The organism is Arthrobacter sp. TE26545, assembly GCF_056279005.1.
This window is the reverse complement of sequence record NZ_JBWBQM010000001.1, coordinates 3,999,596-4,022,837: the sequence shown is the minus strand read 5'-3', so window position 1 is coordinate 4,022,837 and position 23,242 is coordinate 3,999,596. Positions and strand designations below refer to the sequence as shown.

Annotated in this window: 19 protein-coding genes; 11 read left to right on the top strand and 8 right to left on the bottom strand. The window is 67.2% G+C overall.

Annotated elements, in window-relative coordinates; genetic code table 11:
- Window positions 1–68: 68 nt before the first annotated feature.
- Entirely contained in the window at window positions 69–674 is a 606-nt protein-coding gene (locus tag ACZ9CK_RS18400; RefSeq protein ID WP_426301104.1) for an NAD(P)-dependent oxidoreductase, read from the bottom strand.
- A gap of 83 nt (window positions 675–757) precedes the next feature.
- Here ACZ9CK_RS18400 and ACZ9CK_RS18395 point away from each other — a divergent pair, with 83 nt between their 5' ends.
- On the top strand, window positions 758–1,165 hold the full coding sequence (locus ACZ9CK_RS18395; protein ID WP_426301102.1) for a winged helix-turn-helix transcriptional regulator: 408 nt from the start codon (window positions 758–760) through the stop codon (window positions 1,163–1,165).
- 7 nt (window positions 1,166–1,172) lie between these two features.
- On the opposite strand, the gene ACZ9CK_RS18390 is transcribed toward ACZ9CK_RS18395, so the two are convergent.
- The gene (locus tag ACZ9CK_RS18390; RefSeq protein WP_476050719.1) at window positions 1,173–1,865 is read right to left on the bottom strand and encodes an ABC transporter ATP-binding protein; all 693 of its coding nucleotides are present in this window, start codon (window positions 1,863–1,865) and stop codon (window positions 1,173–1,175) included.
- A gap of 98 nt (window positions 1,866–1,963) precedes the next feature.
- Entirely contained in the window at window positions 1,964–3,058 is a 1,095-nt protein-coding gene (locus tag ACZ9CK_RS18385; protein ID WP_476050718.1) for an ABC transporter permease, read from the bottom strand.
- A gap of 214 nt (window positions 3,059–3,272) precedes the next feature.
- Here ACZ9CK_RS18385 and ACZ9CK_RS18380 point away from each other — a divergent pair, with 214 nt between their 5' ends.
- The 5 genes from ACZ9CK_RS18380 (at window position 3,273) to ACZ9CK_RS18360 (ending at window position 11,887) form a co-directional block, all read left to right on the top strand.
- Window positions 3,273–4,616 (top strand): sensor histidine kinase, encoded by a 1,344-nt coding sequence (locus ACZ9CK_RS18380; RefSeq protein ID WP_476050717.1) that lies wholly within the window; start codon window positions 3,273–3,275, stop codon window positions 4,614–4,616.
- Window positions 4,609–5,265, top strand: a complete 657-nt coding sequence (locus ACZ9CK_RS18375; RefSeq protein WP_476050716.1) for a response regulator — start codon at window positions 4,609–4,611, stop codon at window positions 5,263–5,265. The genes ACZ9CK_RS18380 and ACZ9CK_RS18375 overlap by 8 nt, the downstream gene beginning before the upstream one ends.
- A gap of 203 nt (window positions 5,266–5,468) precedes the next feature.
- Window positions 5,469–9,344 carry an NPCBM/NEW2 domain-containing protein gene (locus ACZ9CK_RS18370; protein ID WP_476050715.1) on the top strand — a complete coding sequence of 1,292 codons (3,876 nt, stop codon included), beginning with the start codon at window positions 5,469–5,471 and terminating at the stop codon, window positions 9,342–9,344.
- Between the two features lie 108 nt (window positions 9,345–9,452).
- Window positions 9,453–11,438, top strand: coding sequence for a penicillin-binding transpeptidase domain-containing protein (locus ACZ9CK_RS18365; protein ID WP_476050714.1), 1,986 nt, complete (start codon window positions 9,453–9,455; stop codon window positions 11,436–11,438).
- Between the two features lie 92 nt (window positions 11,439–11,530).
- Entirely contained in the window at window positions 11,531–11,887 is a 357-nt protein-coding gene (locus tag ACZ9CK_RS18360) for a hypothetical protein (RefSeq protein ID WP_476050713.1), read from the top strand.
- 28 nt (window positions 11,888–11,915) lie between these two features.
- Here ACZ9CK_RS18360 and ACZ9CK_RS18355 read toward each other — a convergent pair whose 3' ends face one another.
- The 3 genes from ACZ9CK_RS18355 to ACZ9CK_RS18345 form a co-directional block, all read right to left on the bottom strand.
- Window positions 11,916–12,269, bottom strand: coding sequence for an ArsR/SmtB family transcription factor (locus ACZ9CK_RS18355; RefSeq protein WP_476050930.1), 354 nt, complete (start codon window positions 12,267–12,269; stop codon window positions 11,916–11,918).
- Window positions 12,270–12,307: 38 nt separating this feature from the next.
- A complete protein-coding gene (locus ACZ9CK_RS18350) occupies window positions 12,308–13,618 on the bottom strand; it encodes an MFS transporter (RefSeq protein WP_476050712.1) in 1,311 nt (436 codons plus the stop codon).
- 97 nt (window positions 13,619–13,715) lie between these two features.
- A complete protein-coding gene (locus ACZ9CK_RS18345) occupies window positions 13,716–15,227 on the bottom strand; it encodes a CYTH and CHAD domain-containing protein (RefSeq protein WP_476050711.1) in 1,512 nt (503 codons plus the stop codon).
- Window positions 15,228–15,589: 362 nt separating this feature from the next.
- Between ACZ9CK_RS18345 and ACZ9CK_RS18340 the strand changes: the two genes are divergently transcribed.
- The 4 genes from ACZ9CK_RS18340 to ACZ9CK_RS18325 all read left to right on the top strand — a co-directional run bounded on the left by ACZ9CK_RS18340 (window position 15,590) and on the right by ACZ9CK_RS18325 (window position 20,429).
- A complete protein-coding gene (locus tag ACZ9CK_RS18340) occupies window positions 15,590–16,741 on the top strand; it encodes a GGDEF domain-containing protein (RefSeq protein ID WP_476050710.1) in 1,152 nt (383 codons plus the stop codon).
- Between the two features lie 97 nt (window positions 16,742–16,838).
- Window positions 16,839–18,173 (top strand): FAD-dependent oxidoreductase, encoded by a 1,335-nt coding sequence (locus ACZ9CK_RS18335; RefSeq protein ID WP_476050709.1) that lies wholly within the window; start codon window positions 16,839–16,841, stop codon window positions 18,171–18,173.
- Window positions 18,166–18,681 (top strand): hypothetical protein, encoded by a 516-nt coding sequence (locus ACZ9CK_RS18330; RefSeq protein WP_476050708.1) that lies wholly within the window; start codon window positions 18,166–18,168, stop codon window positions 18,679–18,681. The genes ACZ9CK_RS18335 and ACZ9CK_RS18330 overlap by 8 nt, the downstream gene beginning before the upstream one ends.
- A gap of 65 nt (window positions 18,682–18,746) precedes the next feature.
- Window positions 18,747–20,429 (top strand): ATP-binding cassette domain-containing protein, encoded by a 1,683-nt coding sequence (locus ACZ9CK_RS18325; RefSeq protein WP_426301077.1) that lies wholly within the window; start codon window positions 18,747–18,749, stop codon window positions 20,427–20,429.
- 5 nt (window positions 20,430–20,434) lie between these two features.
- Here ACZ9CK_RS18325 and allE read toward each other — a convergent pair whose 3' ends face one another.
- Window positions 20,435–21,241, bottom strand: coding sequence for a (S)-ureidoglycine aminohydrolase (gene allE, locus ACZ9CK_RS18320; RefSeq protein WP_476050707.1), 807 nt, complete (start codon window positions 21,239–21,241; stop codon window positions 20,435–20,437).
- A 45-nt stretch (window positions 21,242–21,286) separates the two neighbouring features.
- Window positions 21,287–22,666: a cation:dicarboxylate symporter family transporter gene (locus tag ACZ9CK_RS18315; RefSeq protein WP_426301073.1), complete on the bottom strand. Its 1,380-nt coding sequence runs from the start codon at window positions 22,664–22,666 to the stop codon at window positions 21,287–21,289.
- A 363-nt stretch (window positions 22,667–23,029) separates the two neighbouring features.
- On the opposite strand from ACZ9CK_RS18315, the gene ACZ9CK_RS18310 reads away from it, so the two are divergent.
- Window positions 23,030–23,242 (top strand): AraC family transcriptional regulator, encoded by a 213-nt coding sequence (locus tag ACZ9CK_RS18310; protein ID WP_476050706.1) that lies wholly within the window; start codon window positions 23,030–23,032, stop codon window positions 23,240–23,242.

The following is a 23,242-nucleotide window of genomic DNA, read 5'->3' as shown; positions in this document are numbered from 1 at the left end:
TACTTGAATGTTCACGTAAATCACGAAGCCGCGGCCCGGAAAGTTCCCCGGGACCGCGGCGATGTGAGCTAGTTGGCCGCCGTGAAACGCGCCCGGCGGTGCGCCGGAGTCTCGATCTCATCCAACATTGCCACCGCGTAGTCCTGCGAGGAGATGCTGTTGCCCGCAGGGGAATCCTTGGCGGTGGAGTACTGGCCGGTGCGTTCACCGGGCTGGATTACGGGAGCCGGGGCGAGGACGGTCCAGTCCACGTTGTCCGGGGTCTGCCTGACCAGCTCGAGTGCCTTGGCCGCAGTAGTGGCTTCTGCCCGGTAGGCCTCGGGGAATCCGGGGGAATCGAGCAGGCGCACCCCGTCGATCTCCAGCGTGCCGGCTCCGCCGACGATCATCAAGCGGGTGCCTTCAGTGTTGCTGTACGCGGTGGCCATGGCGTCCAGCCATTCTCCGTGGTCGCCGCCGGTGCGGCTGGGGCCCGTAGCCAGCACGACGACGTCGTGTTCCTTCGCAACGGCGGCGAAAGCCTGGGGGTCTGCCTGATCGGCCGCGAGGGAGCGGGTGCCTTCCACATCCACGCCCTTGCGCGAGATGGCGGTGACCTCGTGGCCGCGGCTGAGGGATTCGTTGACGATCTGGCTGCCGACCATGCCGGTGGCGCCGAATACTGCGATTTTCATGTCTCTCCTCGGGGTTGCTAATCTTGCAATGGAAAGACGGTATCTATTTGATACTGATAGCTTCAAAGGAACTGAGTTACCCAGTGGATACCATTGCGAGAGACAACAGCAGCCTCCCCGCCAACGTGCTGGACCCCAACTGCCCCTCTCGGGTGATCTTCCAGCGGATCGGCGACAAGTGGGCATCGCTGGTGGTCCAGGTGCTCGAGGGCGGCCCGGTGCGCTTTTCCGATCTGCGCAAGATGGTCAGCGTCGTCACGCCGAAAGTCCTCACGCAGACCTTGCGCTCCCTCGAACGCGACGGCCTGGTCACCCGCACCATCCACGCGCAGGTACCCCCGCGCGTGGACTACGAGTTGACGGAGCTTGGCCACTCCCTCCTGGAACCCCTGGCGCAGCTGCGGAAATGGGCAGAAGGCAACGTGCCCGCCATCCTGGCCGCGCGGGACGCCTATGACGAGGCGCAGGATGAGGCGCTGCTGTCCCAGTAACGCTGAGTCAGGCGGCAGTGCTTACGGCTGCCCCAAGCCGCCCGTCCCGCATGGTGAGCACGGAGTCCGTGAGCGGCAGGAACTCGGTGTCGTGCGTGACCATGAGGGTTGCGGTCGAGAACTCATCGGTGACCCGCCGCAGCAGACGCACGATCGCCTCGCTCCGCTCCATGTCCAGCGCCGCCGTCGGCTCATCCACCAGCAGCACCCGCGGGCTTCCCATCAGCGCCCGGGCGATGTTGACCCGCTGGCGCTGACCGCCTGAGAGCTGGTGTGGCCGCTTGTTGAGCCCGTCCGCTAGCCCGACGACGTCGAGCAGTTCCGCCGCCCGCCGGCGTGCCCCGCGCAGCGGTTTGCCCCGCAGGTGCTCGCCGATGACGAGCTGTTCGACGGCGGTCAGCGAGGACAGGAGGTTGGGCTGCTGGAAGATGATGCCCACTGTTTCGCGGCGCAGGGCGGTGCGTTCCCCCGCCCCGAGCGCGGTGGCGTCCTGCCCGTCGATCAGCACCAGCCCGGAGGTGGGTGTGACGAGGGTTGCCGCCACCGCGAGGAGCGATGATTTGCCTGATCCGGAGGGGCCAACGAGGGAGAGGAATTCGCCGGCGTTGGCCGAGAGGTTGACGGAATCCAGGGCCTTGATGGCGGAGCTGCCGTCCGGGTAGTCGAGGGTGACGTTGACGAGGGTGAGCGGGGTGGCCACGGTATATGCCTTTCGGGGAATGTTTGCTTGGGCGGGCTGATGGGCGGGCTGATTTGCGGGTTGCGGTTGCGGGCTGAGTTGCCGGTTCGGTCAGCGGTTTAGTTGCCGCCAAGTGCGAGCAGAGGATCCACCTTGGTGACGCCGCGGACGGCGAGAACGGCGCCTGCCAGGCCCAGCACCACCACGCCCGCAACCGGCAGGAGGCTGGTCAGCGGCGTGATGAGGAAAGGCGCCGCCTGGGCCGCGAAGAAGCCGCCGATCGCACCGGCGATGCCGCCTGCCGCCGCGCCGGCCAGCAACACGACTCCGGCCTGCACCAAGGCGTCGCGCAGCACGTATCCGGGGGAACCGCCGAGGGCCCTGAGAACGGCGATGTCGCGGGTGCGCTGCACGGTCCAAACCGTCAGGAACGCCACGATGACCAGGGCGGAGATGCCGTAAAGGAATGCCTGCATGAGCATAAGTGAGCCGTTTTCGCTCTTGTAGGAACCGAGCGCCTGGAAGGATCCCGTAGGGGTGGCGCTGACCGTCCCGGCCGCCGCATCGGCGGCGTCGGTGTCCACGGGGGCTCCGGCGTCGAACGTCACCCCCAGGGCGGTGGCCTCACCGGGGCCGGCGTGCGCGATCTGGCGCCATGTCCCCAGGGTGGTCCAGACGACGCCGGTGTGCGAGTACCACTGGTCCGGAACGATGGCGGAGACAGTCAGCTTGTTGCCCGCGACGGATACCCGGGTGCCCTCGGCGAGGTCCAAGTCCTTGGCCAGGGTTTCGCCGATGACCACGGTGTCGTCCGTGAGCCCCGCAGCGGCTGGTGCAGGTACTGTCCCGTCCGTGCCGAACACCGCCACGTTCGCGGTGCCGCGGGCCGCGCCGTCGTCGCCGAGCGACTGGAACCGGCTCTGGCCGATGCCGAGCGCCCCGGCGGAGGCAACGCCCGGCTGGGCACGCCAGCTGTTCAACTGCTCCGGGGTGACTTCGGATTCCGTGTAGGAGGCCTTGGCCTCACCGCCGGGCGGGGCGCCGAAGACGATACGGTCCGCAGGCAGCGCGGCGATGGCAGACGTCGACTGGTTGCCGAGGCCGGCGGTCAGGCCGGACAGCATGACCAACAGGAGGGTGATCAGGGCAACCACGCTGCCCATGAGGGCAAAGCGGCCCTTGGCAAAGCGGAGATCGCGGAGCGCGAGGAACATCGGAATCCTTCGTTCGTGCCCCGGAGCCGTGCAGCCTGGGGGCGGTTTTGCTTCTGTTTCCACTCTGTCCGCGGCGGGGGCCGGGGACATCGCGCACGGGGTTGATCCGGGGGAACCATGGGGTTGAGCCGCGGATCAACCGATCGGTTGATTCGGCCGCTCCGTCGCGGGAATCGGCGCTTTCCTGTCGGTGCCGGTGGCTAGTCTTGAAGGCATGGAGGAACGGCAGGAGCCCCGGGGCCCGCAAGGCGAAGGGCAGAACCAAGGCGGCACGGCGCTGATCCTGCGCGTCCTCCGGGTGAGCCTGCACGTGGGCTTCGCCGTGTTGCTGCTTGTGGCGGTGGTCCGGCTGGTGATCGGCCCGGCCTCGCCCGTGGCGTTGGGTGCGGGCCTGGTGCTTTCATTGTTGCTCGCGGCCGTGTACCTGGCGGGCACCCTCCTGGAGAAGCACCATGCAGCCGACCCCGCCCGCTTTGACCCGAACCCCTTTGCCCTCCGCTGGCTGGTCGCCGTGACCCTGCTCTGGCTGCTCCTGCTGACGGTCAGTTCCGACTTCGCCTGGGTGGCATTTCCCCTCTTCTTCCTGCAGCTGCACCTGCTTCCCTTGCGCTGGGCCCTGCCCGCCATCGGCGCCAGCACGGCGCTGCTGGTGGGTGCGCTTTGGTTCCACAGCCGCAGTGCCGGAAGCGGTGCCGGCGACGGCGGCATGCAGCTCGCGATGGTCCTGGGACCCGTGTTCGGTGCGGCCTTCGCCGTCGTCACCGGGCTCGCCTACCGGGCGCTCTACGCGGAAGCCGAGAACCAGCGGCGCGCGGCCGAGGAACTGCGCCGCACCCGCGCCGAACTGGCCAGGAGCCAGCACGACGCCGGCGTCCTGGCCGAGCGTGAACGGCTTGCCCGCGAAATCCACGACACCCTGGCCCAGGGTTTCTCCAGCATCGTCCTCATGGGCCGTTCGGCGGCGAAGGCGCTCGACGCCGGGGACCAGGAGACAGTGCGCAGCCGCCTGCAGACCGTGCAGGAGACCGCCGCCGCCAACCTCGATGAGGCCCGCAGCTTCGTCCGCGGACTCCGTCCTCCCGCCCTTGAGCGGTCGACCCTGGTGGATACCTTGCGGCGGCTGTGCGTGAAGACCGAAAGCGAGGCCGCGGCCCGGGGCACGTCATTGCGTTGCCGCTTCGAACTCGACGGCACGGCGGTCGAGCTGCCCAACGCCTACCAGGCCACGGTCCTCCGTGCGGCGCAGTCTTCCCTTGCGAACGTCTGGGCGCATGCCAAGGCGCGGACCGCCGTCGTCACGCTGTCCTTCCTGGATGCCGAGGTGACCATGGACATCTACGACGACGGCGTGGGGTTCGACCCCGCCATCGTGCTGCCGGCAGCTGCCGCGCGGGGAGACGGCAGCGGTGTGGGGCTCAGCAGCCTGCGCGAGCGGCTGTCCGCCCTGGGCGGCTCCCTGGATGTCGAATCCGCGCCGGGCGAAGGAACCGTGGTGGCCATCCGGCTGCCGCTGCCGGAAAGGGACGGTTTGTCGGAAGGGAGTGCCTCCGGTGCCTGACATCCGCGTCCTGCTCGTGGACGACCACCCCGTGGTCCGTGCCGGGCTCCGCGCCATGCTGGCCGATTTCGAAGGGGTCACCGTGGTGTCGGAAGCAGCCGACGGCGGTGCCGCGCTGGCCGAGCTCTCGCGCCTGAATGCGCTCGGCGAACCGGTGGACCTGGTCCTGATGGACCTGCAGATGGGCGGCGGGATGGACGGTGCCACCGCGACCGGCCGGATCAAAGCCGGCGACGCCGGAACTCCCCCGCCGCCCGTGCTGATCCTCACCACGTACGACACCGACGCCGACATCCTGGCCGCCGTCGAAGCCGGCGCCGCGGGGTACATGCTCAAGGACGCCCCGCCCGAGCAGATCCGCCAGGCCGTGCTGTCCGCCGCGGCCGGCCAGACCGCCCTGGCGCCCGGGGTGGCGGCCCGGTTGATGGGGCACATCAGGAATCCGGAGACGGCCCTGAGCCCCCGCGAGCTGCAGATCCTTGAGCTCCTGGCCACGGGGCTGGGCAACCGGGCCATCGCGCGGCAGCTCTTCATTTCCGAGGCCACTGTGAAGACCCATCTGGTGCACATTTACGCCAAGCTCGGCGTGGACAACCGCACGGCCGCGATCGCCGTTGCCAGGCAAAAGCGGATCATCCGCGACGCCTGATCATGCGGGGTTACTCGGAGAACCGACCTCCGGGAATCCAAAGCCTTCTGCCGCGACACTGCGTGCTTCCTCCCGCGCCTTCCTCTGCCTGCAATATGTCAAATTTTGGTGAAACGCTTGACCTGACCTCCTTTCGCCATGACTATTAGTGAACGTTTCACTGTGAGTTAGATCATAAAAAGTCATCCTCGAAAGTGAGTCCCATGTCGCTACCCTCATCAGGCCTGCCCGGAAAAGCCCTGCCCAGACACGCCCGGCCCGGCACCCGGGCCAACACCTCCCACCGAACCCTGGGCTGCCTCAGGAAAAAGACCACCGCGCTTGCCCTCGCGTCCCTCTTGGCGGCGTCGGGCATTCCGGCGCTCAGCTTCGCGGGGGCCGCGGCTGCCGCCCCCGGAGACCCGGCCGCCATCAAGACCGTCACCCCCGAGGTCCCGGTGGACGCCGCAGGCGTTCCCCTGGGCAGGATCACCGGATTCACGCAGGACAACAATGTGGTTGACCTTTCCGCGGAAGCCGGCGCCCTCCGCGTGACCTTCCTGGACGAGGTCAACTTCCGCCTCGAGGCCGATCCCTCCGGAAGCTTCACCGACCCCGCGAATACGGACCAGGGCGATCCCGCCCGCACCGCGAACATCGTGGTCGGCAAGGACAAGTTCGCCGGCACGGCGGTGACTGTCGAAGACGGCGACTTGCTCACCATCAAGACCGCCAAGGTCACACTGGAAATCAACAAGGCCACCACCCAGTTGCGGGTCAGCCGCGCGGATGGTTCCCTGGTCTTCGCCGAATCCGCGCCGATCACCTTCGGCGCCAAGTCGGCCACCCAGCACCTGCAGCCCCAGCAGGGCGAGCAGTTCATCGGCGGCGGCATGCAGAACGGCCGCTCCGTGCACACCGGCGCCTTGATCAACATCGCCCGGAACTTCGACTGGGACGACGACGGCTACCCCAACGCCGTGCCGTACTACATGTCCTCCAAGGGCTACGGGGTACTGCGCAACACCTTCGCCCGCGGCTCCTACGACTTCGGCAGCCAGCCGAGCATCACCCACGAGGAAAAGCGATTCGACGCCTACTACTTCGTGGGCGACTACAAGCAGTCCCTGGGCGCCTACACCACGCTCACGGGCAAACCCATGCTGCCGCCGGTCTACGCCCTGGAATACGGGGACGCCGACTGCTACAACCGCTCCAACCCGGGCTACTCGTCCTCGGGCTTCGGCGATCCGGACGGCGCCAAACAGCGAACCCCTGACGCCATCAAGACCGCGCGCAAGTTCGTGGAGAACGACATGCCCGCCGGCTGGATGCTGGTCAACGACGGCTACGGCTGCGAGTACCAGCAACTGCCGGAAACCGTGGCCAACATCGAGCAGGAAACCGATCTCAAGGTGGGCCTCTGGACGCAGCGCTCCCTGACCAACCAGGCCTACGAAGTGGGCGAAGCCGGAGTGCGGCTGCGCAAGCTCGACGTCGCCTGGGTGGGCCAGGGCTACCGCCAGGCACTCACCGGCTGCGAGGCCGCGCACGACGGCATCGAGCAGTACTCCGACGCCCGCGGAACCGCGCTCATGGTGGAAGGCTGGGCGGGCGCCCAGCGCTGCGGCATGCAGTGGACCGGTGACCACTCCGGAAACCTCGACGCCGTCCGCTGGCAGGTCCCGGCCCTCACCGGCGCCGGCAACTCGGGCCTGGCGTTCACCACGGGCGACGTCGACGGCATCTTCGGCGGTTCCCCCGAGTCCTACGTCCGCGATCTGCAGTGGAAGGCCTTCGCGCCCGCGCTGTATTCGATGTCCGGCTGGGCAGCCAAGGACAAGCGGCCCTGGCTTTACGGCGACGAGGCCACCGCCATCAACCGCAAGTACCTGCAGCTCCGCCAGCAGCTCATGCCCTTCATCTACACCCTGGCCCAGGAATCCTCGACCACGGGCGTGTCCATGATGCGCTCCATGGCCCTGGAGTTCCCGGATCAGCAGTGGTCCTACGGGGACGAGGCCAACAAGCAGTTCATGCTCGGCAAGGACTTCCTGGTGGCCCCTGTTTTCACCCAGACGGACGTCCGCAACGGCATCTTCCTGCCCGCCGGCCAGCAATGGGTGGATTACTGGACCGGCAAGCTCTACCAGGGCGGACAGATCCTCAACGGCTACAACGCCCCGCTGGACAGGCTCCCCGTCTTCGTCCGGGCCGGCGCCGTGGTGCCGCAGGGCATCGTGGCCCGCAACGCCTCGCTGGTTCCCGAGGACTCGCCCATCACCCTGGACGTCTACGCCAAGGGAAAGGGCAGCTTCACCCTGTACGAGGATGACAAGGTCACCCGCAACTACAAGGACGGCAAGGCCTCCCGCCAGCGCTTCGACGTCGAGGCCCCGGACTACGGCCCGGGAACGGTGTCCGTGACGATCAACCCGCGCGAAGGCGACTACACGGGCAAGGCCGCGGCCCGGCCGTACCAGCTCAAAGTGCACGCCGGCGCCGCCCCGGCCGAGGTCCGGATCGGCACAAAGATCCTTGGCAGGCTCGCCGGAAAGGAAGCCTTCGACGCCGCAAGCACCGGCTGGTACTTCGATGCAGCCAACAACGGCACCATCTACGTCAAGGCAGGCGTGATCGCCTCGGACAAGTCCGCCAGCGTGCTCCTGAAGCAGGCCGGACCGCTGGGCGGCGCAAGCCAGGAAGCCAGCGCCGCCGAAGTCCGCGTCACCACCGGCCAGCAGGTCTTCCAGGACCAGGACACCACGGTGACCGCCGAATTCGTCAACACCGGAAAGTCGGCCAAGTCCAACGTCAAGACCACCCCGTCGCTGCCCGAAGGCTGGACGGTCAAGAGCGCCGCCGGGGACACCGCAGCAACGGTTCCCGGCGGCGGGACGGCGACGGCGACATTCGTGATCTCACCCGGCACCAGCGCAAAGGCGGGCCCGCAGACCGTCAGATTCTCGGCGTCGTACACGGCTGTGGACGGCACCGCGCAGACGGTCGCCGGTGCGAACCAGATCTATGTCGCCTACGGCTCCCTCGCCGCGGCGTACAACAACATTTCCGTCACCACGGTGGCAAACAAGGCCCTGGGCAACTTCGACGGCGGCGGGGCCACCTTCGCGGCCGAACAGCTCGCTACCGCGCCCATCCCGGCGGGAGGGGTCCGGCCGGGCAGCACGGTGACCGTGAATGCCGGAACGCCCAAACAGGTGGACTACACCTGGCCTGCGGCCGGACCGGATGTCCCTAACGCGGTGGCGCTCTCCGGGCAGACTATCGCCGTGGGCGGCAAGGGAACGCACCTGGCCGTGCTGGGATCGGCGGCGGTGGGCGGCGGCACCAGTCCCGTGCTGACGCTGACGTACACGGACGGAACGAGTGAGAAGCAATCCATCTTCTTCCCCAACTGGCTCCAGCCCAGCGTGCTGAACGGGGCAGTGGTGGCGGTCTCCGAGATGGGCCGCAACAACGCCAACGGGCCGTCCCCGGAATACACGCAGTACAAGTATCAGGCCTTCTCCAACACGGTGCGCCTCAACCCCACCAAGGAACTGGCCTCCGTCACCCTGCCCACCGATACGCGGGTGAAGTTCTTCGACTGGAAGGTCACCACCCAGCCCCTGCCCGAGGCCCCGCACGGCACCGTCTACGCCTCGGAAACCCCCTGGGTGGACGCTGTCAATGGGTATGGCGTGATCGGCATCAATGTGGCCAACAAGGATTCGGCAACGTCCCCGGACAAGCCCCTGGCCATCAACTACACCGACCCCGCCACTGGTCAGCAGCCCAGCTACAGCAAGGGCCTGGGCGTGCACGCGTTGTCCCGGATCACCTACTACCTGGGCGGCAAGTGCTCCTCCTTCACCTCGCAGGTGGGGCTGGAGAGCGGCTTCGGCGGCAACATCATTTTCAAGGTCAACGCCGACGGGGTGAACAAGTATCAGTCCCGCACCTACACGCCGGGCTTCGCCCCGGAATCGGTCAACGTGGACCTGACAGGTGCGGCATACGTGGAGCTGGTGGTCGAGCCATCCGGGTCGATCAACGGGGCCCACGGCGTGTGGGGCGACGCGAAGTTCAGCTGCTCTTGACGTACGACGGCGGCCGGTCACCTTTCGCTTGGAAGGTGACCGGCCGCCGTCGGCCGCTAAAGGGACGCCCGCCTAGATGTCCCTCGGGGACACGGCATAATGGCGCGGGTGGGGAAAACAACGAAGATTCTGGTAACTGGACTTGCGGCCCTGATGCTCGCCGGATCGCTGGCGGCGTGCGACGACGGCCGTGCCGGGGCGGAGGGCGCTGCCAAGCAGCTCGCGTCCTCGCTGGCGGCGCTCGACCTCGGACCCGTGGCCCTCGACGGCACGGAAACGGCGGCGGCGAATGAGCAGCTCAAGGCCGTGTTCGCGGACCTCGGCGACATCAAACCGGCCGTGCAGGCCGGCGAGGTGAAGCTCGACGGGAGCAAGGCCACCGTGCCTCTGGACTACAGCTGGAAGCTGGGTTCGGCCGAATGGAAGTACAGCTCCCAGGCCGAGCTGAAGAAATCCGGGGACAAATGGTCCGTGCAGTGGAACCCGGCCTTGCTCGCCCCGGAACTCAAGGACGGCGAAGTGCTGGACGTGACCACCGTCGGCGCCAAGCGGGGTGGGATCCTCGGCGCCGGAGACACCCCGATTGTGCAGGACCGCAAGGTGATCCGCGTGGGCCTGGACAAGACCAAGGTGGACGCGGCCAAGGTGGACTCCTCCGCCCGGGCGTTGGCCGGACTCGTTGGCCTGGACGCCGGGGAGTACGCCAAGCAGACCGCGGGCGCCGGTGCGCAGGCCTTCGTGGAAGCGATCGTGCTGCGCGGCTTCACCCCGGAAATCACCGAGGCGAAGCTGAAGGCAATCCCGGGCGCGGTCGCCCTGCCGGGCACCATGCCGCTTGCGCCCACCCGCACCTTCGCCCGCCCCGTCCTGGGTTCGGTAGGCCAGGCCAGCGCCGAGCAGATCGAAAAGTCCAAGGGCGCCCTCAAAGCCGGGGACATCGTCGGCACCGGCGGCCTGCAGGAAAAGTACGACTCCCTGCTGCGCGGAAAGGACGGACTGGTGGTGGCGGCCGTGCCCGCGTCCGGGCAGGAGGCCCCGGCCGATGGCGCAAGCGGAGAACCACGCACCCTGTTCGAAGTCCCGGCCTCGGACGGCACCTCCTTGAAGACCACGCTGGACCTCAGGCTGCAGCAGCTCGCCGAAACCACCCTGGCGGACATCGGCCCGGCGTCGGCCATTGTGGCGATCCGGCCCTCCACCGGGGCCGTGCTTGCCGCCGCGTCCGGTCCCGGCAGCAACGGCTACAACACCGCCATGCTGGGCCAGTACGCCCCCGGTTCCACGTTCAAGATCGTTGATTCCCTGGCGATGTTCCGCGACGGCATGACTCCCGATTCCAAGGTCGAGTGCACGCCCACACTCACCGTTGACGGCCGCACCTTCAAGAACGCCGAGGGCTATCCGGCGTCTTCCCTGGGCTCGGTCCCGCTCCGTGAAGCCTTCGCGCACTCCTGCAATACGGCCTTCATCTCCGCCCGGGACAAGGTCAGCCAGCAGCAGCTCGAATCCGCTGCCACCTCCCTTGGCGTGGCCGTGGAAGCACCTAAACTGGGCGCCGACGCCTTCCTCGGCTCCGTCCCAGGCAGCGCCGAAGGCACCGAGCACGCCGCCTCCATGATCGGCCAGGGCAAGGTGCTGCTCTCGCCGCTCGCCGCGGCCGTGATGGCTGCATCCGTGGGCCACGGCGCTCCCGTCTCGCCACAGCTGGTCCTTAACCCCGACGGCGGTTCGCCCGACGGCGGTGCCACGCCCGCGGCGGGCGCCTCGCCGCCGTCGTCCGCTCCTTCTTCTGCCTCGGCTACCGCCCCGGCGATCGCGAAACCGCTGACGAAGGCCGAAGCGGCCGCCCTCAGCGACATGATGCGGGCCGTGGTCACCTCCGGCCACGCCGGCTTCCTGGCGCAGGTCCCGGGCGCGCCGGTGGGTGCCAAGACCGGCACCGCCGAGTTCGGCAAGGAGAACCCGCCCAAAACCCACGCCTGGATCGTGGCGGTGCACGGCGACCTCGCAGTGGCGGTGTTCGTCGAGGACGGCGGCCTCGGCGCCACTACCAGCGGACCGCTGCTGAAGGAATTCCTGACCGCGGCGGGGTAGTCCCTGCTTGCGGCCAGGACATATCCTCAGGCTGTCACGCGGAACCTTCCCGGGAAGGCCACGCATCGGGAACAAGCATCGAGGGGGAACGCATGTCCACACCACCGCCGGATCTCCAGCCCGGGTACCCGCAAGCGGACCAAGCTCCAGTCACCCAAGGCCAACTGCGCTGGTACCTCGAGGGCATGAAGCACGCCCGGCTGGCCGCCGTGTTCGGAGTGCTGGGGATCGTGTCGCTCGGCGTGGTCTTCGGCCCGCTGGCGATCATGCAGTCCAAGAAAGCCGAAGCCTATGGGGTTCCGGCGCAGGACGGAAAGGTCCTGGGCTGGGTGGGGATCGGGCTCTTCATCGCCGGGTGCCTGTTCTTCATTGCCTACTTCATCTTCATTGTGAGCATCATTTCGCAGCTGCCGCACATCATGAGGACGCCGCTCCCGAGCCGGTACTGACGGGGCCCAGGCCGGCAAGCCGGCCGCCTCAGTCGTGCAACGGTTCGCCGGTGAGCTGGTGGTCGGCGTGGTTCAGGGTTTCGCGGATGAGCCGGACCAGGTGGCCGTCGTGCAGGGAGTAGATGACGTGCCGGCCGTCCTTGCGGGTGTCCACCAGGCCGCTGAGCCGGAGCTTCGCTAGGTGCTGGCTGACCACGGTGCGTGGTACCTCGGCCAGTTCCGTGAGTTCGGTGACCGACTTGGGCCCCGAGCTCAGTTGCCAGAGTAGGTGAAGCCGGGTGGGTTCGGCGAGCATCCGCAGCGTTCCGGCCGCGGTGTCGAGCAGCTCGGCGTCCGGGGTCACCTCGTGGACGAGCGAGGGCACGGACTCTTGCCGCTCGATGCTGGCGCTGGCGGCGCTGCCGGCTCTGTTGGCGCTGCTCAAAGGCCTGCTCCTAGTGCTTGAGTTCCGCGGCTTCCCGGCTGTCCGGGCCGGTGTCCGGACGCGCGCCCCCGAGGCCTGCGCGGCCACGAGAGGAACGCACCCGTACTGCCTATCATCGCAACAATAGTCAGCGCGAGGGCAGCCGGGCCAAGCCCCGCCGTGGCGCCGAGCCAGCCCGCCAGCGGATACGTGACGATGTAGCAGGCGTGGGACAGCGAAAACTGGGCGGTGAAGACGTAGGGCCGCGTTGCCTCATCGGAGGCTTCGCGCAGCAGCCGTGCCGACGGCGTCAGGACCGTCGAGTTGCCGGCCCCCAGCAGGAACCACAGCCCAAGCAGCAAACACCAGGCGCTGTCCGCCCCGGTGCTTGTTCCGGTGCCCGGTTCCGCCAGGAACGTCACGGCCGCGGCGGCGGCGGTGACCACGGGGATGACGGCTGCTCCGCTGAGCATGACCGGACGGTCCCCGAAACGCTCCAACAATCGCGGCGCACCGAGCGCCACGGCCATGGAGCCGGCTCCGAAGCAGGCCAGGGCGAGGGCAAGGTCCGTCTCCGGCCGGTGCAGCACCTCCCGGACGTAGACCACGGTGTTCACCAGGACCATGGCCGTGGGTGCGGCGACCACCAGGTTCAGCGCCAGCAGCGAACGCAGTTTGGGGGTCCGCCAGAAGATCCTTGCGCCGAGGGTGGTGCGGTGCCACAACGACGCCGGAGCCTCCTGTGCCGGGCCAGTCCCGGTTGGGGGCAGTGCGGTGCGGACGACCAGGAGCGCGGAGAGCAGGAAACCGGCTGCCGTGCCGAGGAACAGCTTGTTGTAGCTGAGCACGGTCAGCAGCACGGCCGCGATCGCCGGGCTGGCCAGCGCTTCCAGGTCGTAGGCCAGCCGGGAAAGGGACAGTGCCCGGGTGTAGTCCCGCTCTGCCGGGAGGACCGCCGGGATCAACGACTGGAAAGCCGGGGTGAACGTTGCCGAAGCGGACTGCAGCAGGAAAATCACCACGTAGATCTGCCACGCCTCGGTGATGAAGGGCAGGCACAGCGCCATCGCCGCCCGCACCAGATCGGCCGCGATGAGCACCGGCTTCTTCGGGAGCTTCGCCGCGACGGCGTTGATCACCGGGGCGAAGCCGACATAGGCGGTCATCTTGATGGTGAGGGCCGTGCCGAGGACGGCTCCGGCGTCCCGCCCGGCGAGGTCGAAGGCGAGCAGGCCCAGAGCCACAGTGAGCAGCCCCGTGCCCAGGAGCGCCAAGATCTGGGCGGAGAACAGCCGCCGGTACGTGCGGTTCCGCAGTACCGGCAGCATCACCCTTCCTCCTTTAAGTGCATATGTGCATTGTAGTGCACATATTACGGAGGTCATATCCGGCGGAGGCCGAGGCGGGGCGCCCGATATTTCCCGTTCAGCGAAGGCGCAGCTTGCGGGCTTTCTTGCGCGCCTTCCGATAGGCGGCCTCGGCCTGCTCCGCGGCCCGGGTTTCAGCAGTTGCGAGCTCTTCGTACACGGTCTTCGTGCCTGCGGGTAGGCCGGGGCCGGCGGCCAGGCTGTGGAGCAGTTCGCGGGCGACTACGGCGTCCTGGCGTTCACCTAGGATCTGCTGGATGCGCTTGGCGGCTTTTTCGATCCGCCGAGCCCGCTTGCCGTGGATGGCGGCGACAGTTTCTGCGGCATGCCGGAGGCGTTTGGCGTCTTTTCGGATCTCGTGCAGGGCGTTGTCATGCTGGGGGCCGCCGCCGATCTTCTTGGCTTGTCGGTGTGAGCGGTCCATGCGGCGGGCTGCGTTGTTGACGAGCTTGGCGCTTGCCTTGCGGGCCGGGCGTTTTGCTTTGGCCTTGGCCGGGGGCCGGTTCCGGAAGTCCTCGAGTGCGTCCAGCAGATCGAAGTATCGTCTGGTGTCCAGGGCCTGAAGGAGCCGTTGGTAGCTGGTGTTGTAGGTGGTGCCAAGTTCGTGTTCGATGGCCCCCCGGGCGGGGCCGGCGTCCTGCTCTCCGGGCAGTTGGTGCAGCTTCGCCAGGATCCTGTCCCGCCTTACTTCTGCGTCGCGGGGTCGTCCGAGCATGCGGCCGAGCCATTGCAGCTCGCGGCCCAGTGCGGCGGCGGCATCCCGGCGAAGCATCGGCCGGTAGATGCGCAAAGCGGATCGGATACGGCGGGCGGCGGAGCGCATGTCGTGCACGGCCTCGCCCGCTCCCGTCCGGACTCCGGCGTCGTTGGCGATGAGTTCGGCCATCTGGGTGTCGAGGTACGCGATCAGAACCTCCCGCGCGGGTCCTTTCTTTCGCGGCTTGGCGGGCCGGATGGCAAGGGCGGGGGGCCATCCATCGCCCAGGGCGCGGGCGATCTTGGCCGCATGTTCGGCCGGGACGGCGCCGGACGCGGTAAGCGCCGGTGCGGCGGCGTCGAAGAATTTCGCGGTGGCGTGGACAAGTTCGATTTCCCATTCGCGCCAGTGCGTGCCCTGGTCGGTCCCACGAAGGTTGATTGCGTGGACCCGGTCATCGGCGAAGTCGGCGAGATGCTCGCCGCCTGGCCCGTAGAGGCCTTGGACGGTCCGGCGGGTGGACAGCCGGGCCAGCGGGGTCAGCTCCCTGCCTCGGGTATAGGCCGCGAGGCGGTCCCGCAGCTCGCGAGGGACGACGTCGGGCTGGCCGAGCGGTGCCCGGATTTCGCGGCGCTCATCAGGTCCCAACGGGAGTTTCAGATGCCAGCCCTCGTCCGCTCCGCCCGTGCGCCGGCGCAGGGTGATCCTGCGGGCGGAGAGCACCTTGTCCTGGGTATCGAAGTAGACAGCTTCCAGGAAAGTCTCGTGAGTGCCGGTGACCTGCTCGACGCCGGGGATTTCCGTGAACTCCGGGACCCGGGCGTCGTGGCCGGCGTCGTACTTGCGTTCGGTCTCGCTTGTTTCGGTGGGCATGGCGGTCATTTCCTTGCCGGCACCGCCTTGACTGTTCCTGGTGCTGCTGGAAGGCCGGGGGTGCCCTGCCCGGCGTCGCACACCCCGATTGTAGGGCCGCGCGGCGGCCACCGACAGGGGCCAAGAGCACGGCACGGAAGGCCCCGGATCCTGGTCCGATGGCGGACGATCCGAGCCCCCGCAAGGAGCCTGGATCTACTCATGCGCCCGGCCGCTTGGTAAGCTCGCATCCAGTCGAGCATCGGATCTAGCTGAGGGGATCAACATGCCCGTTGGCCCGTCGCGTGAACCCGCCAGACCAGGCCGGGGAGAGCGCGAGCGGCCCGGGATCCGGCTCGCCGCCCGCCTCCAGGCAGGCCGCGATGGCTCTTGACACGAACAGCCTGAGGGTGGCCTTTGCCGTAGTCGCGTTCACCGTCGGCATTCTGTTCTATTTCGGGGATTTTCTAAGCACGCGCTCCCCCTACAGCGGCTGGTGGTCCATCTCGCTCGCCCTGTTCCTGATCGGATCGGCAGTGTTCCTGCTTGACGGCACTGCATTCGGCTGGTTGGCGAACCCGCTGGGAAACTCCTTGTTGGTGGCCGGTGCGTGTGCCGTCTGGGCCAGCGCCCGCTCTCTAAGGGCGCTCCATCCCCCTGTCTGGGTGCTTGTCGCCGGACCCGCAAGTTCCGCCGTCGCAGCCGCGGTGGACCGTCCAGGCATCAACCCCTGGGCCGGTGACGGCGTGTTCCTGGCCTTCATGTGCCTCATGATCGGATTGGCCGCGCGGGAGTTGTGGCTCGGCGGGCCAGAGACCTCCAGGATCCGGATGGCCATGGGCGTTGCCGCCGCTTCGGTCGCCATTTTCTACTTCTGCCGCCTCATGTCCTTCATTCTCGACGGCGCAGGCAGTCCCCGGTACAACACGTTCTTCGGCTCCGCCGTCACCACCTTGGTCGGCATGGCGTTCCTGGCCGTCGCCTCATTCAGCATGTTTGCCCTCAGCAGCGAAAACCGGGCCCGGGTGCTCAAGACTGCTGCCGCCCAGGACGGTCTCACAGGCCTCCTGAACCGTGCGGGTTTCCTCCAGGAGGCAGGTGATGAGCTTCGTAGGATGAGGCTGGATGGCAGGCACGGCTCCCTTGTCCTGGCCGACCTCGATCATTTCAAGGCCGTCAATGACAGCTACGGACATGCCGCGGGGGACGTTGCGCTCAAGGCTTTCGCCGGAGCGTGCCGGGCAGCTGTCCGTTCAGGTGACCTCGTGGGCCGGATCGGAGGAGAGGAATTCATCCTCCTGGTGCCGGGGATCAGTGCCGAGCGGGCGCGGTTCATTGCCGCGGATATCAGCAACCGCTTTGAAACCGCCAGCGCGGCCGCCCGCTTCCCGATGCCTACGGCAAGCTACGGCATCATCCCGATCGGGAAAGAAACAGCGGACCTGGAAGAACTCATCGCGGCCGCAGACACCGCTTTGTACATGGCGAAAAGCCTCGGCCGTAATCAGGCGGTCATCGGGAGCCACGGGGGCTGACGTGGCGGGCGCCCGCAGCAGGGCTCTGGACATCACGTCGCCGCCATGCACACTTAAATTCATCGCCTGCTGAATTTGCTGCCATCCGGGAGGTGCCATGCACCAGGCCGAAAGGACCACATGCGTCATCGCGGGCGGCGGGCCCGCCGGGGTGATGCTGGGGCTTCTGCTGGCGCGCGCAGGAGTCGAGGTCACAGTGCTGGAAAAGCACGCCGACTTCCTGCGGGACTTCCGCGGGGACACCGTCCACCCTTCCACGATCCGGCTCCTCGACGAATTGGGCCTGGGCGCGGGATTCCGTGCGCTCCCGCAGAGCAGGCTGGGCAATTTCCGGCTCCCCACTCCCGACGGCGACATCACCCTGGCCGCCTTCGACCAGCTGAAGCCGCCCTACAACTACGTGGCCATGGTGCCGCAATGGGAACTGCTGAACTTCCTCGTCGACGCCGCCCGCGACGAACCCCGCTTCACTCTCCGGATGAACACGGAGGTCACCGGGCTGCTGTACGACGGCGGGAAGGTCGCCGGGGTCGCGTACCGCACCCGGGATGCGCAGTCCGCAGCCGGGGAACTGCGGGCGGAGCTGACCGTCGCCTGCGACGGCCGGGGATCCGTGCTGCGCCGGGAAGCCGGATTGCTCCCCCGCGAATTCCCGGTTCCTTTCGACACCTGGTGGTTCCGGCTCTCGCGCAACAAAGACGAACAAGGCCAGATCGCCAGCCTGACGCCACGCTTCGCCGGAAATGAGGTGCTTCTTGCCCTCACCCGCAAGGACTACTACCAAATCGCCTACATCGCGGAGAAGGGGGCGGATGCCCGGCTGCGCGCCGAAGGCGTGGAACGCTTCCGTGAACGCATCGCCCGCCTGCGCCCCGACCTGGCCGACCGGGTCGGCGAAATCGGCTCCATGGACGATCTGCACATGCTGGACGTGAAGCTCAACCGGATCAGCCGCTGGCACAAACCCGGCCTGCTCCTCATCGGTGACGCCGCCCACGCCATGTCCCCTGCCGGCGGGGTGGGAATCAACCTGGCCATCCAGGATGCGGTGGCAGCAGCCGCGAGGCTTGCGGGGCCGCTGCTGCGCGGGCGACTGACGGAGCGGGACCTGACAGCGGTCCAGAAGCGCCGCTGGCTTCCCACCGTGGTGGTCCAGAACGTGCAGCGTCTGCTCCACAAGGTGATTTTCGGCCCTGCCGTGACGGTCGGACTGGCCGGCCCGCCGGGCCCGGTGGTCTTCGCCGCCCGCAAACTTCCGTGGCTCCGCAAGCTGCCGTCGCTCATGATCGGTTTCGGTCCCCGGCCCGAGCACGCCCCGGGATTCGCCCGGCGCCGGCCCGCCGCCGTCGTCGGACCGTCCGCTGAGGCGGCCCCGCCGGCCGTGCCCGGAACTGCGCCGGGCCCAGAGCAACCCGGAGATGACCATGGCTGAACGGCGGCTGCTGCCGCAGGGCTGGCGGAAGCTGGTCCTGCTCCTGCACATCACCGGCGGCGTCGGATGGATGGGCCTCGACGTCGGGCTCCTGTTTCTCGTGTTTACCGGCCTGCTGACCGACAGCGGACGGACCGCCGTCGCCGTCTATACCGCAATCGGAATATTCGTTCCGCCGGCTGTCCTTGCCCTGAGCCTGCTGATGCTCGCCACGGGGCTGGCCCAGGGCCTCTGGACGAAATGGGGATTGTTTGAGTACTGGTGGGTGCTCGTGAAGCTGCTGCTGGGAATCGTGCTCACCGCCTTGGTGTTCGTGGCGTTGCTTCCGGCAGTTGGCTCCCTGCCTGCCGAGTTGGGCGACACGGACGGGGCCAGCGGCGCAGCCGTGCGCCGTGCTTTGGGCGCCGCACCTGTCCAGTTGCTGTTTCCTCCGATTGTGTCGTTCCTGTCGCTCGGTTTTGCGCTGGTGCTGGCGGTTTACAAGCCGTGGGGCCGTGTTCGTCCCTGAGAGCCGCGGGGAGGCGAACCACCTCCGGGTAATCGTGGGCGAACGGCCCATGGGAAGATTGGGCAGTGGCCCATATTGACGTCTCCGGCATCGACTACTTCCTCTCCGACGGCACCCAGCTGCTCAACGGCGTGACCTTCAAGGTCCCGGACGGCAGCAAGACGGCGCTGATCGGGCCGAACGGAACCGGCAAGACCACCCTGTTCAAGATCATCGCCGGAGACATCACGCCGGACGAAGGCACCGTGGGCCGCTCCGGCAGCATGGGCATCATGCGCCAGTTCGTGGGCCAGGTCCGCGACGAATCCTCCGTGCGGGACCTGCTGGTCTCTGCCGCTCCGCCCGCGCTGGCCGCGGCCGCGAAGGCCGTGGAGGACGCCGAACTCGCCATGATGGAGCACGACGACGAGCCCACCCAGATGCGCTACGCCCAGGCGATCGTGGACTGGGGAGACGCCGGCGGCTACGACGTCGAGACCGTGTGGGACGAGGTCTGCATGGCTGCGCTCGGCGTTTCCTTCGACAAGGCCCAGCACCGCCGCGCGTCGAGCCTGTCCGGCGGCGAGCAGAAGCGGTTGGTCCTCGAAGCGCTCTTCGCGGGCCCAGACGATCTGCTCCTCCTCGACGAACCGGACAACTACCTGGACGTCCCCGGCAAGCGCTGGCTGGAAGGCAAGCTCAACGAGTCGAAGAAGACCGTATTCTTCATTAGCCACGACCGTGAACTCCTCAACAACGCCGCGGGCAGGATCGTCACCCTCGAACCGGGCATCAACGGTGCCGGCGCGTGGATCCACGGCGGTGGCTTCGGCAGCTATGTTGAGGCCCGGGCGGACCGCAACGCCCGCTTCGAGGAACTGCGCAAGCGCTGGGACGAAGAGCACGTGAAGCTCAAGGAACTGGTCAACATGTACAAGACCAAGGCTGCGTTCCGTTCCGACATGGCCAACAAGTACCAGGCCGCCCAGACCCGCCTGGCCAAGTTCCTCGAGGCCGGCCCGCCTGAGGCCCTGCCGCTGGAGCAGAACGTCCAGATGCGACTGCGCGGCGGCCGCACCGGCAAGCGCGCCGTGGTGGCCGAGAAGCTCGAACTCACCGGCCTGATGAAGCCCTTCTCCACTGAAATCTGGTTCGGCGACCGTGTGGGCGTGCTGGGCTCCAACGGCTCCGGGAAGAGCCACTTCCTGCGCCTGCTCGCCGCGGGCGGCACCGATCCGGAGCGCGAGCACCTGCCGGTGTCCGACGTCGAAATCGCCGAGGTGCCCCACGAAGGTACCGTGAAGCTCGGCGCCCGTATCCGCCCCGGGTTCTTCGCACAGACCCACTCCCGCCCGGATCTGCTGGGCCGCACACTGCTGGACATCCTGCACCGCGGCGATGAGCACCGCTCCGGCCTGGGCCGCGAAGCAGCGTCCGGCGCCCTGGACTCCTACGGACTGGTGGGTTCCGCGGAGCAGAAATACGAGTCCCTGTCCGGTGGCCAGCAGGCCCGCTTCCAGATCCTGCTGCTGCAGCTTTCCGGCGCCACCCTATTGCTCCTGGACGAGCCCACGGACAACCTGGACCTGCACTCGGGCGAAGCCCTGGAACGTGCAATCGACGCCTTCGAAGGCACGGTGCTGGCCGTGACCCACGACCGCTGGTTCGCCAAGTCCTTCGACCGTTTCCTGGTGTTCGGCTCCGACGGCAAGGTCTACGAATCAGCCGAGCCGGTGTGGGACGAAAGCCGGGTGGAGCGGGCGCGGTAGGGGTTCTAGGTCAGGCGGCATTGCCGGTTTACCTCCTTGTACTGGAGGTAGCGGAACTCTTCCGGGCCGGTGACATGGCAGGCTTGCGGACAAAAGGCCCGCAGCAGGAGCGAGTCACCAGCCTGGACCCGTACCCAGTCCTCGTTGAGCCGGTAGAGAGCACTGCCGGACAAGACGAAAATGCCGTGTTCCATTGCGTGGGTTTCGGTAAGGGCGGCCGATCCGTTGGGTTGGAGAGTGACGATGTTCACGTGCATGTCGTGGGCAAGGTCATCGGCGGCAACGAATTGTGTGGTGCTTCTGGAACCGTTGGTTCCAAGGTTGGGCGTAGCTTCAGCCTCGCGCTCCGTGGTCACGAACGAGGCGGCTCTGTGGCCGTCGAGGGCAATGTACGCCTTGCGGATCCATTGAAAGTGCGCGGTCTTGGCCGAAGCATTGTGCATGGTCCAGTCCGCTCCGGCGGCCAGGTAGGCGTAGCTGCCTTCCTCCAGTGCGTGCGCTTCCCCGTCGAGTGTCAGCTGCAGTGTGCCGCCGGTCAGGAAGACCACGGCTTCGACGCCGGGCTCGGGTTCGGGGCTGCGGCTTCCGCCGCCGGGATGGACTTCGACGCTGTATTGGGAGAACCGGTCCGGGAAGCCCTTTGACGGTGCGGCGATGATCCAGGCACGGGATTTGGTCCAGCCCCTCAACGGGCGCGCGGCCGCGTCATTCGAGGCGCCCTTGGGAACGAAGGCGTACGCCCTGTTGACTACGGTGGCTTGGCTTTGAGCCCGTTCCTGTATGGGCGGAGTGTGTTCATAGGTGGTGGGCACGGGGTGCTCCTGGGAAATTGTGGGGGCAGGCGCCCGTCGTCGGGCTCATCGGACTGATGTGATGGCAGCTTCGTCGGATTGCGGCTCGTTCGCGGCTTCATCGGGGCTACGCGTGGGATCCTCGCCTGCGTTGTCCTGCCGGCTGAATGCGGCGAGCATTGCGTCGCGATCGAATTGGCCCTCCCATTTGGAGACCACGAACGTTGCCACGCAGTTCCCGAGCAGGTTGACCACTACGCGCATGGAATCCATGAGCCTGTCCGCGCCGAGAAGCAATGCCACACCGGCGACGGGGAAAATGCCCAGGGCGCCGGCTGTTGCGGAGAGAGCGAGGAAGGCCGAGCCGGGAACACCGGCCATGCCCTTGGAGGTGAGCATGAGAATGCCCAGGGCTGCCAACTGCTGTCCAAGGTCAAGGTTGTGGCCGAATGCCTGGGCCAGGAACAGCAGGGAGATTGAAAGGTAGAGGGCAGCACCGTCGAGATTGAAGGAGTAGCCCGTAGGCACCACGAGTCCGGTAGTTGCCCGGGAGCAGCCGGCATTGGTCAGCTTGGTCATGATGCGGGGAAGGACGGATTCCGTGGAAGCCGTGCCCAGTGCCAGGATGAACTCTTCGCGGGAATATTTGATGAACTTCCACAGCGGCACCTTCGGGTAGACCCAGGCCACGATGAACAGCAGGCCGATAAAGATGAGGGCTGAGCCGTAGCAGGCGGCGACCAGGAGGGCGTAGGTGCTCAAGGAGCTGAGGCCATACTGGCCGATGATGAACGCCATGGCTCCGAATGCGCCCACCGGGGCAACCCGCATGACCCAGGCCATGATCTTGAAGAACAGCTCGAGTGTGGTTTCCATGAGATCGATGACGGGCTTGCACCTGTCCCGGCCCACCACCACGATGGCCGCCCCGAAGAAGACGGAGAAGCACAACACTTGCAGCAGGGTGTTGGATGCGAAGGCGCCAATGACGCTGGTGGGGATGATCCCGAGCAGGAACTGCCCGGCGTCCTTGGGTGGCGCCGTCGTGGTCTTGGCGTTCAGGGCGTCTTGGGACAGGCTGGCAGGGTCGATGTTCAGGCCGGCGCCCGGCTGGACAAGGTTGGCAACAACCAGCCCGAACGCCAGGGCGAAAAGAGTGGCAGCGGTGAAGTACAGCAGTGCCTTGACGCCCACACGGCCGACGGACCTAACGTCGCCCACGGCTGATATGCCCGTGACGATGACCAGGAAGATCAGCGGAGCGATGATCATCTTGATGAGCTGGATGAAACCGTCACCGAGCGGGCGGAGGCCGGAACCTATGTCTGGCCAGAAGTAGCCGATCGCTATCCCCAGCACTACGGCAACCAGGATCTGGACGAACAAGGACTGGTACAAAGGCTTCTTTGCCGCTGGCATGGCAGCGGTTGTTGCGGGGATCTTCATAGGAGTGCCTGTCTGTGAGAAGCCAGGAAGGACTCCTGGCCGAGGTCACTGACGACGTTATGGGCGGCGTGTTTCCACCGCGCTACATCCGTGCGGCGAAGGCGTTTAAAATTTGGAACTCCGTTTCCGTAATGTGGAAACGATCGAATGCACTGCCGATATCAGCGGCGCCAGCCGCGACGTGGTGCTGTTGATCCCCGGAACCACGCTGGACCCTGGCACGAATTTCGACGGGACCTGGTTCCCCGCGCTGGACAAGCTGGACTGGCCGTACTGCTCCGTGGCGTTGCCCGATGACGCCATGAACGACATCCAGGTCTCGGCCCCCGGTTCGCCTTGCGGTTCTGGCCCGATCTGCGGGACATGGTCGATGACTACGTGGCGCTGGGTGCAACCAACCACGGCAGCCTGACCGTGGACGGCATGTGCGCTGCCGGGTGCGCGCCGGCGCTGCAGCAGCAGCTGTTCAGCTCCGCCTTCACCTCCGGCTACCGGAACCTGTCCAACTTCAACCGCCAGTTCCGCGAGGAATACGGCTGCACCCCCTTCGCGTACCGGCGGAGCGCCGGCGGGTGA

Bases quoted from the DNA above. Each gene is read 5' to 3' on its own strand.
- ACZ9CK_RS18310 (WP_476050706.1), top strand. From the start codon at position 23,030: ATGGTCGATGACTACGTGGCGCTGGGTGCAACCAACCACGGCAGCCTG.
- ACZ9CK_RS18400 (WP_426301104.1), bottom strand. From the start codon at position 674: ATGAAAATCGCAGTATTCGGCGCCACCGGCATGGTCGGCAGCCAGATC.
- ACZ9CK_RS18370 (WP_476050715.1), top strand. From the start codon at position 5,469: ATGTCGCTACCCTCATCAGGCCTGCCCGGAAAAGCCCTGCCCAGACAC.
- ACZ9CK_RS18335 (WP_476050709.1), top strand. From the start codon at position 16,839: ATGCACCAGGCCGAAAGGACCACATGCGTCATCGCGGGCGGCGGGCCC.
- ACZ9CK_RS18340 (WP_476050710.1), top strand. From the start codon at position 15,590: ATGGCTCTTGACACGAACAGCCTGAGGGTGGCCTTTGCCGTAGTCGCG.
- ACZ9CK_RS18360 (WP_476050713.1), top strand. From the start codon at position 11,531: ATGTCCACACCACCGCCGGATCTCCAGCCCGGGTACCCGCAAGCGGAC.
- ACZ9CK_RS18380 (WP_476050717.1), top strand. From the start codon at position 3,273: ATGGAGGAACGGCAGGAGCCCCGGGGCCCGCAAGGCGAAGGGCAGAAC.
- ACZ9CK_RS18330 (WP_476050708.1), top strand. From the start codon at position 18,166: ATGGCTGAACGGCGGCTGCTGCCGCAGGGCTGGCGGAAGCTGGTCCTG.
- ACZ9CK_RS18315 (WP_426301073.1), bottom strand. From the start codon at position 22,666: ATGAAGATCCCCGCAACAACCGCTGCCATGCCAGCGGCAAAGAAGCCT.
- ACZ9CK_RS18385 (WP_476050718.1), bottom strand. From the start codon at position 3,058: ATGTTCCTCGCGCTCCGCGATCTCCGCTTTGCCAAGGGCCGCTTTGCC.
- ACZ9CK_RS18345 (WP_476050711.1), bottom strand. From the start codon at position 15,227: ATGCCCACCGAAACAAGCGAGACCGAACGCAAGTACGACGCCGGCCAC.
- ACZ9CK_RS18350 (WP_476050712.1), bottom strand. From the start codon at position 13,618: ATGCTGCCGGTACTGCGGAACCGCACGTACCGGCGGCTGTTCTCCGCC.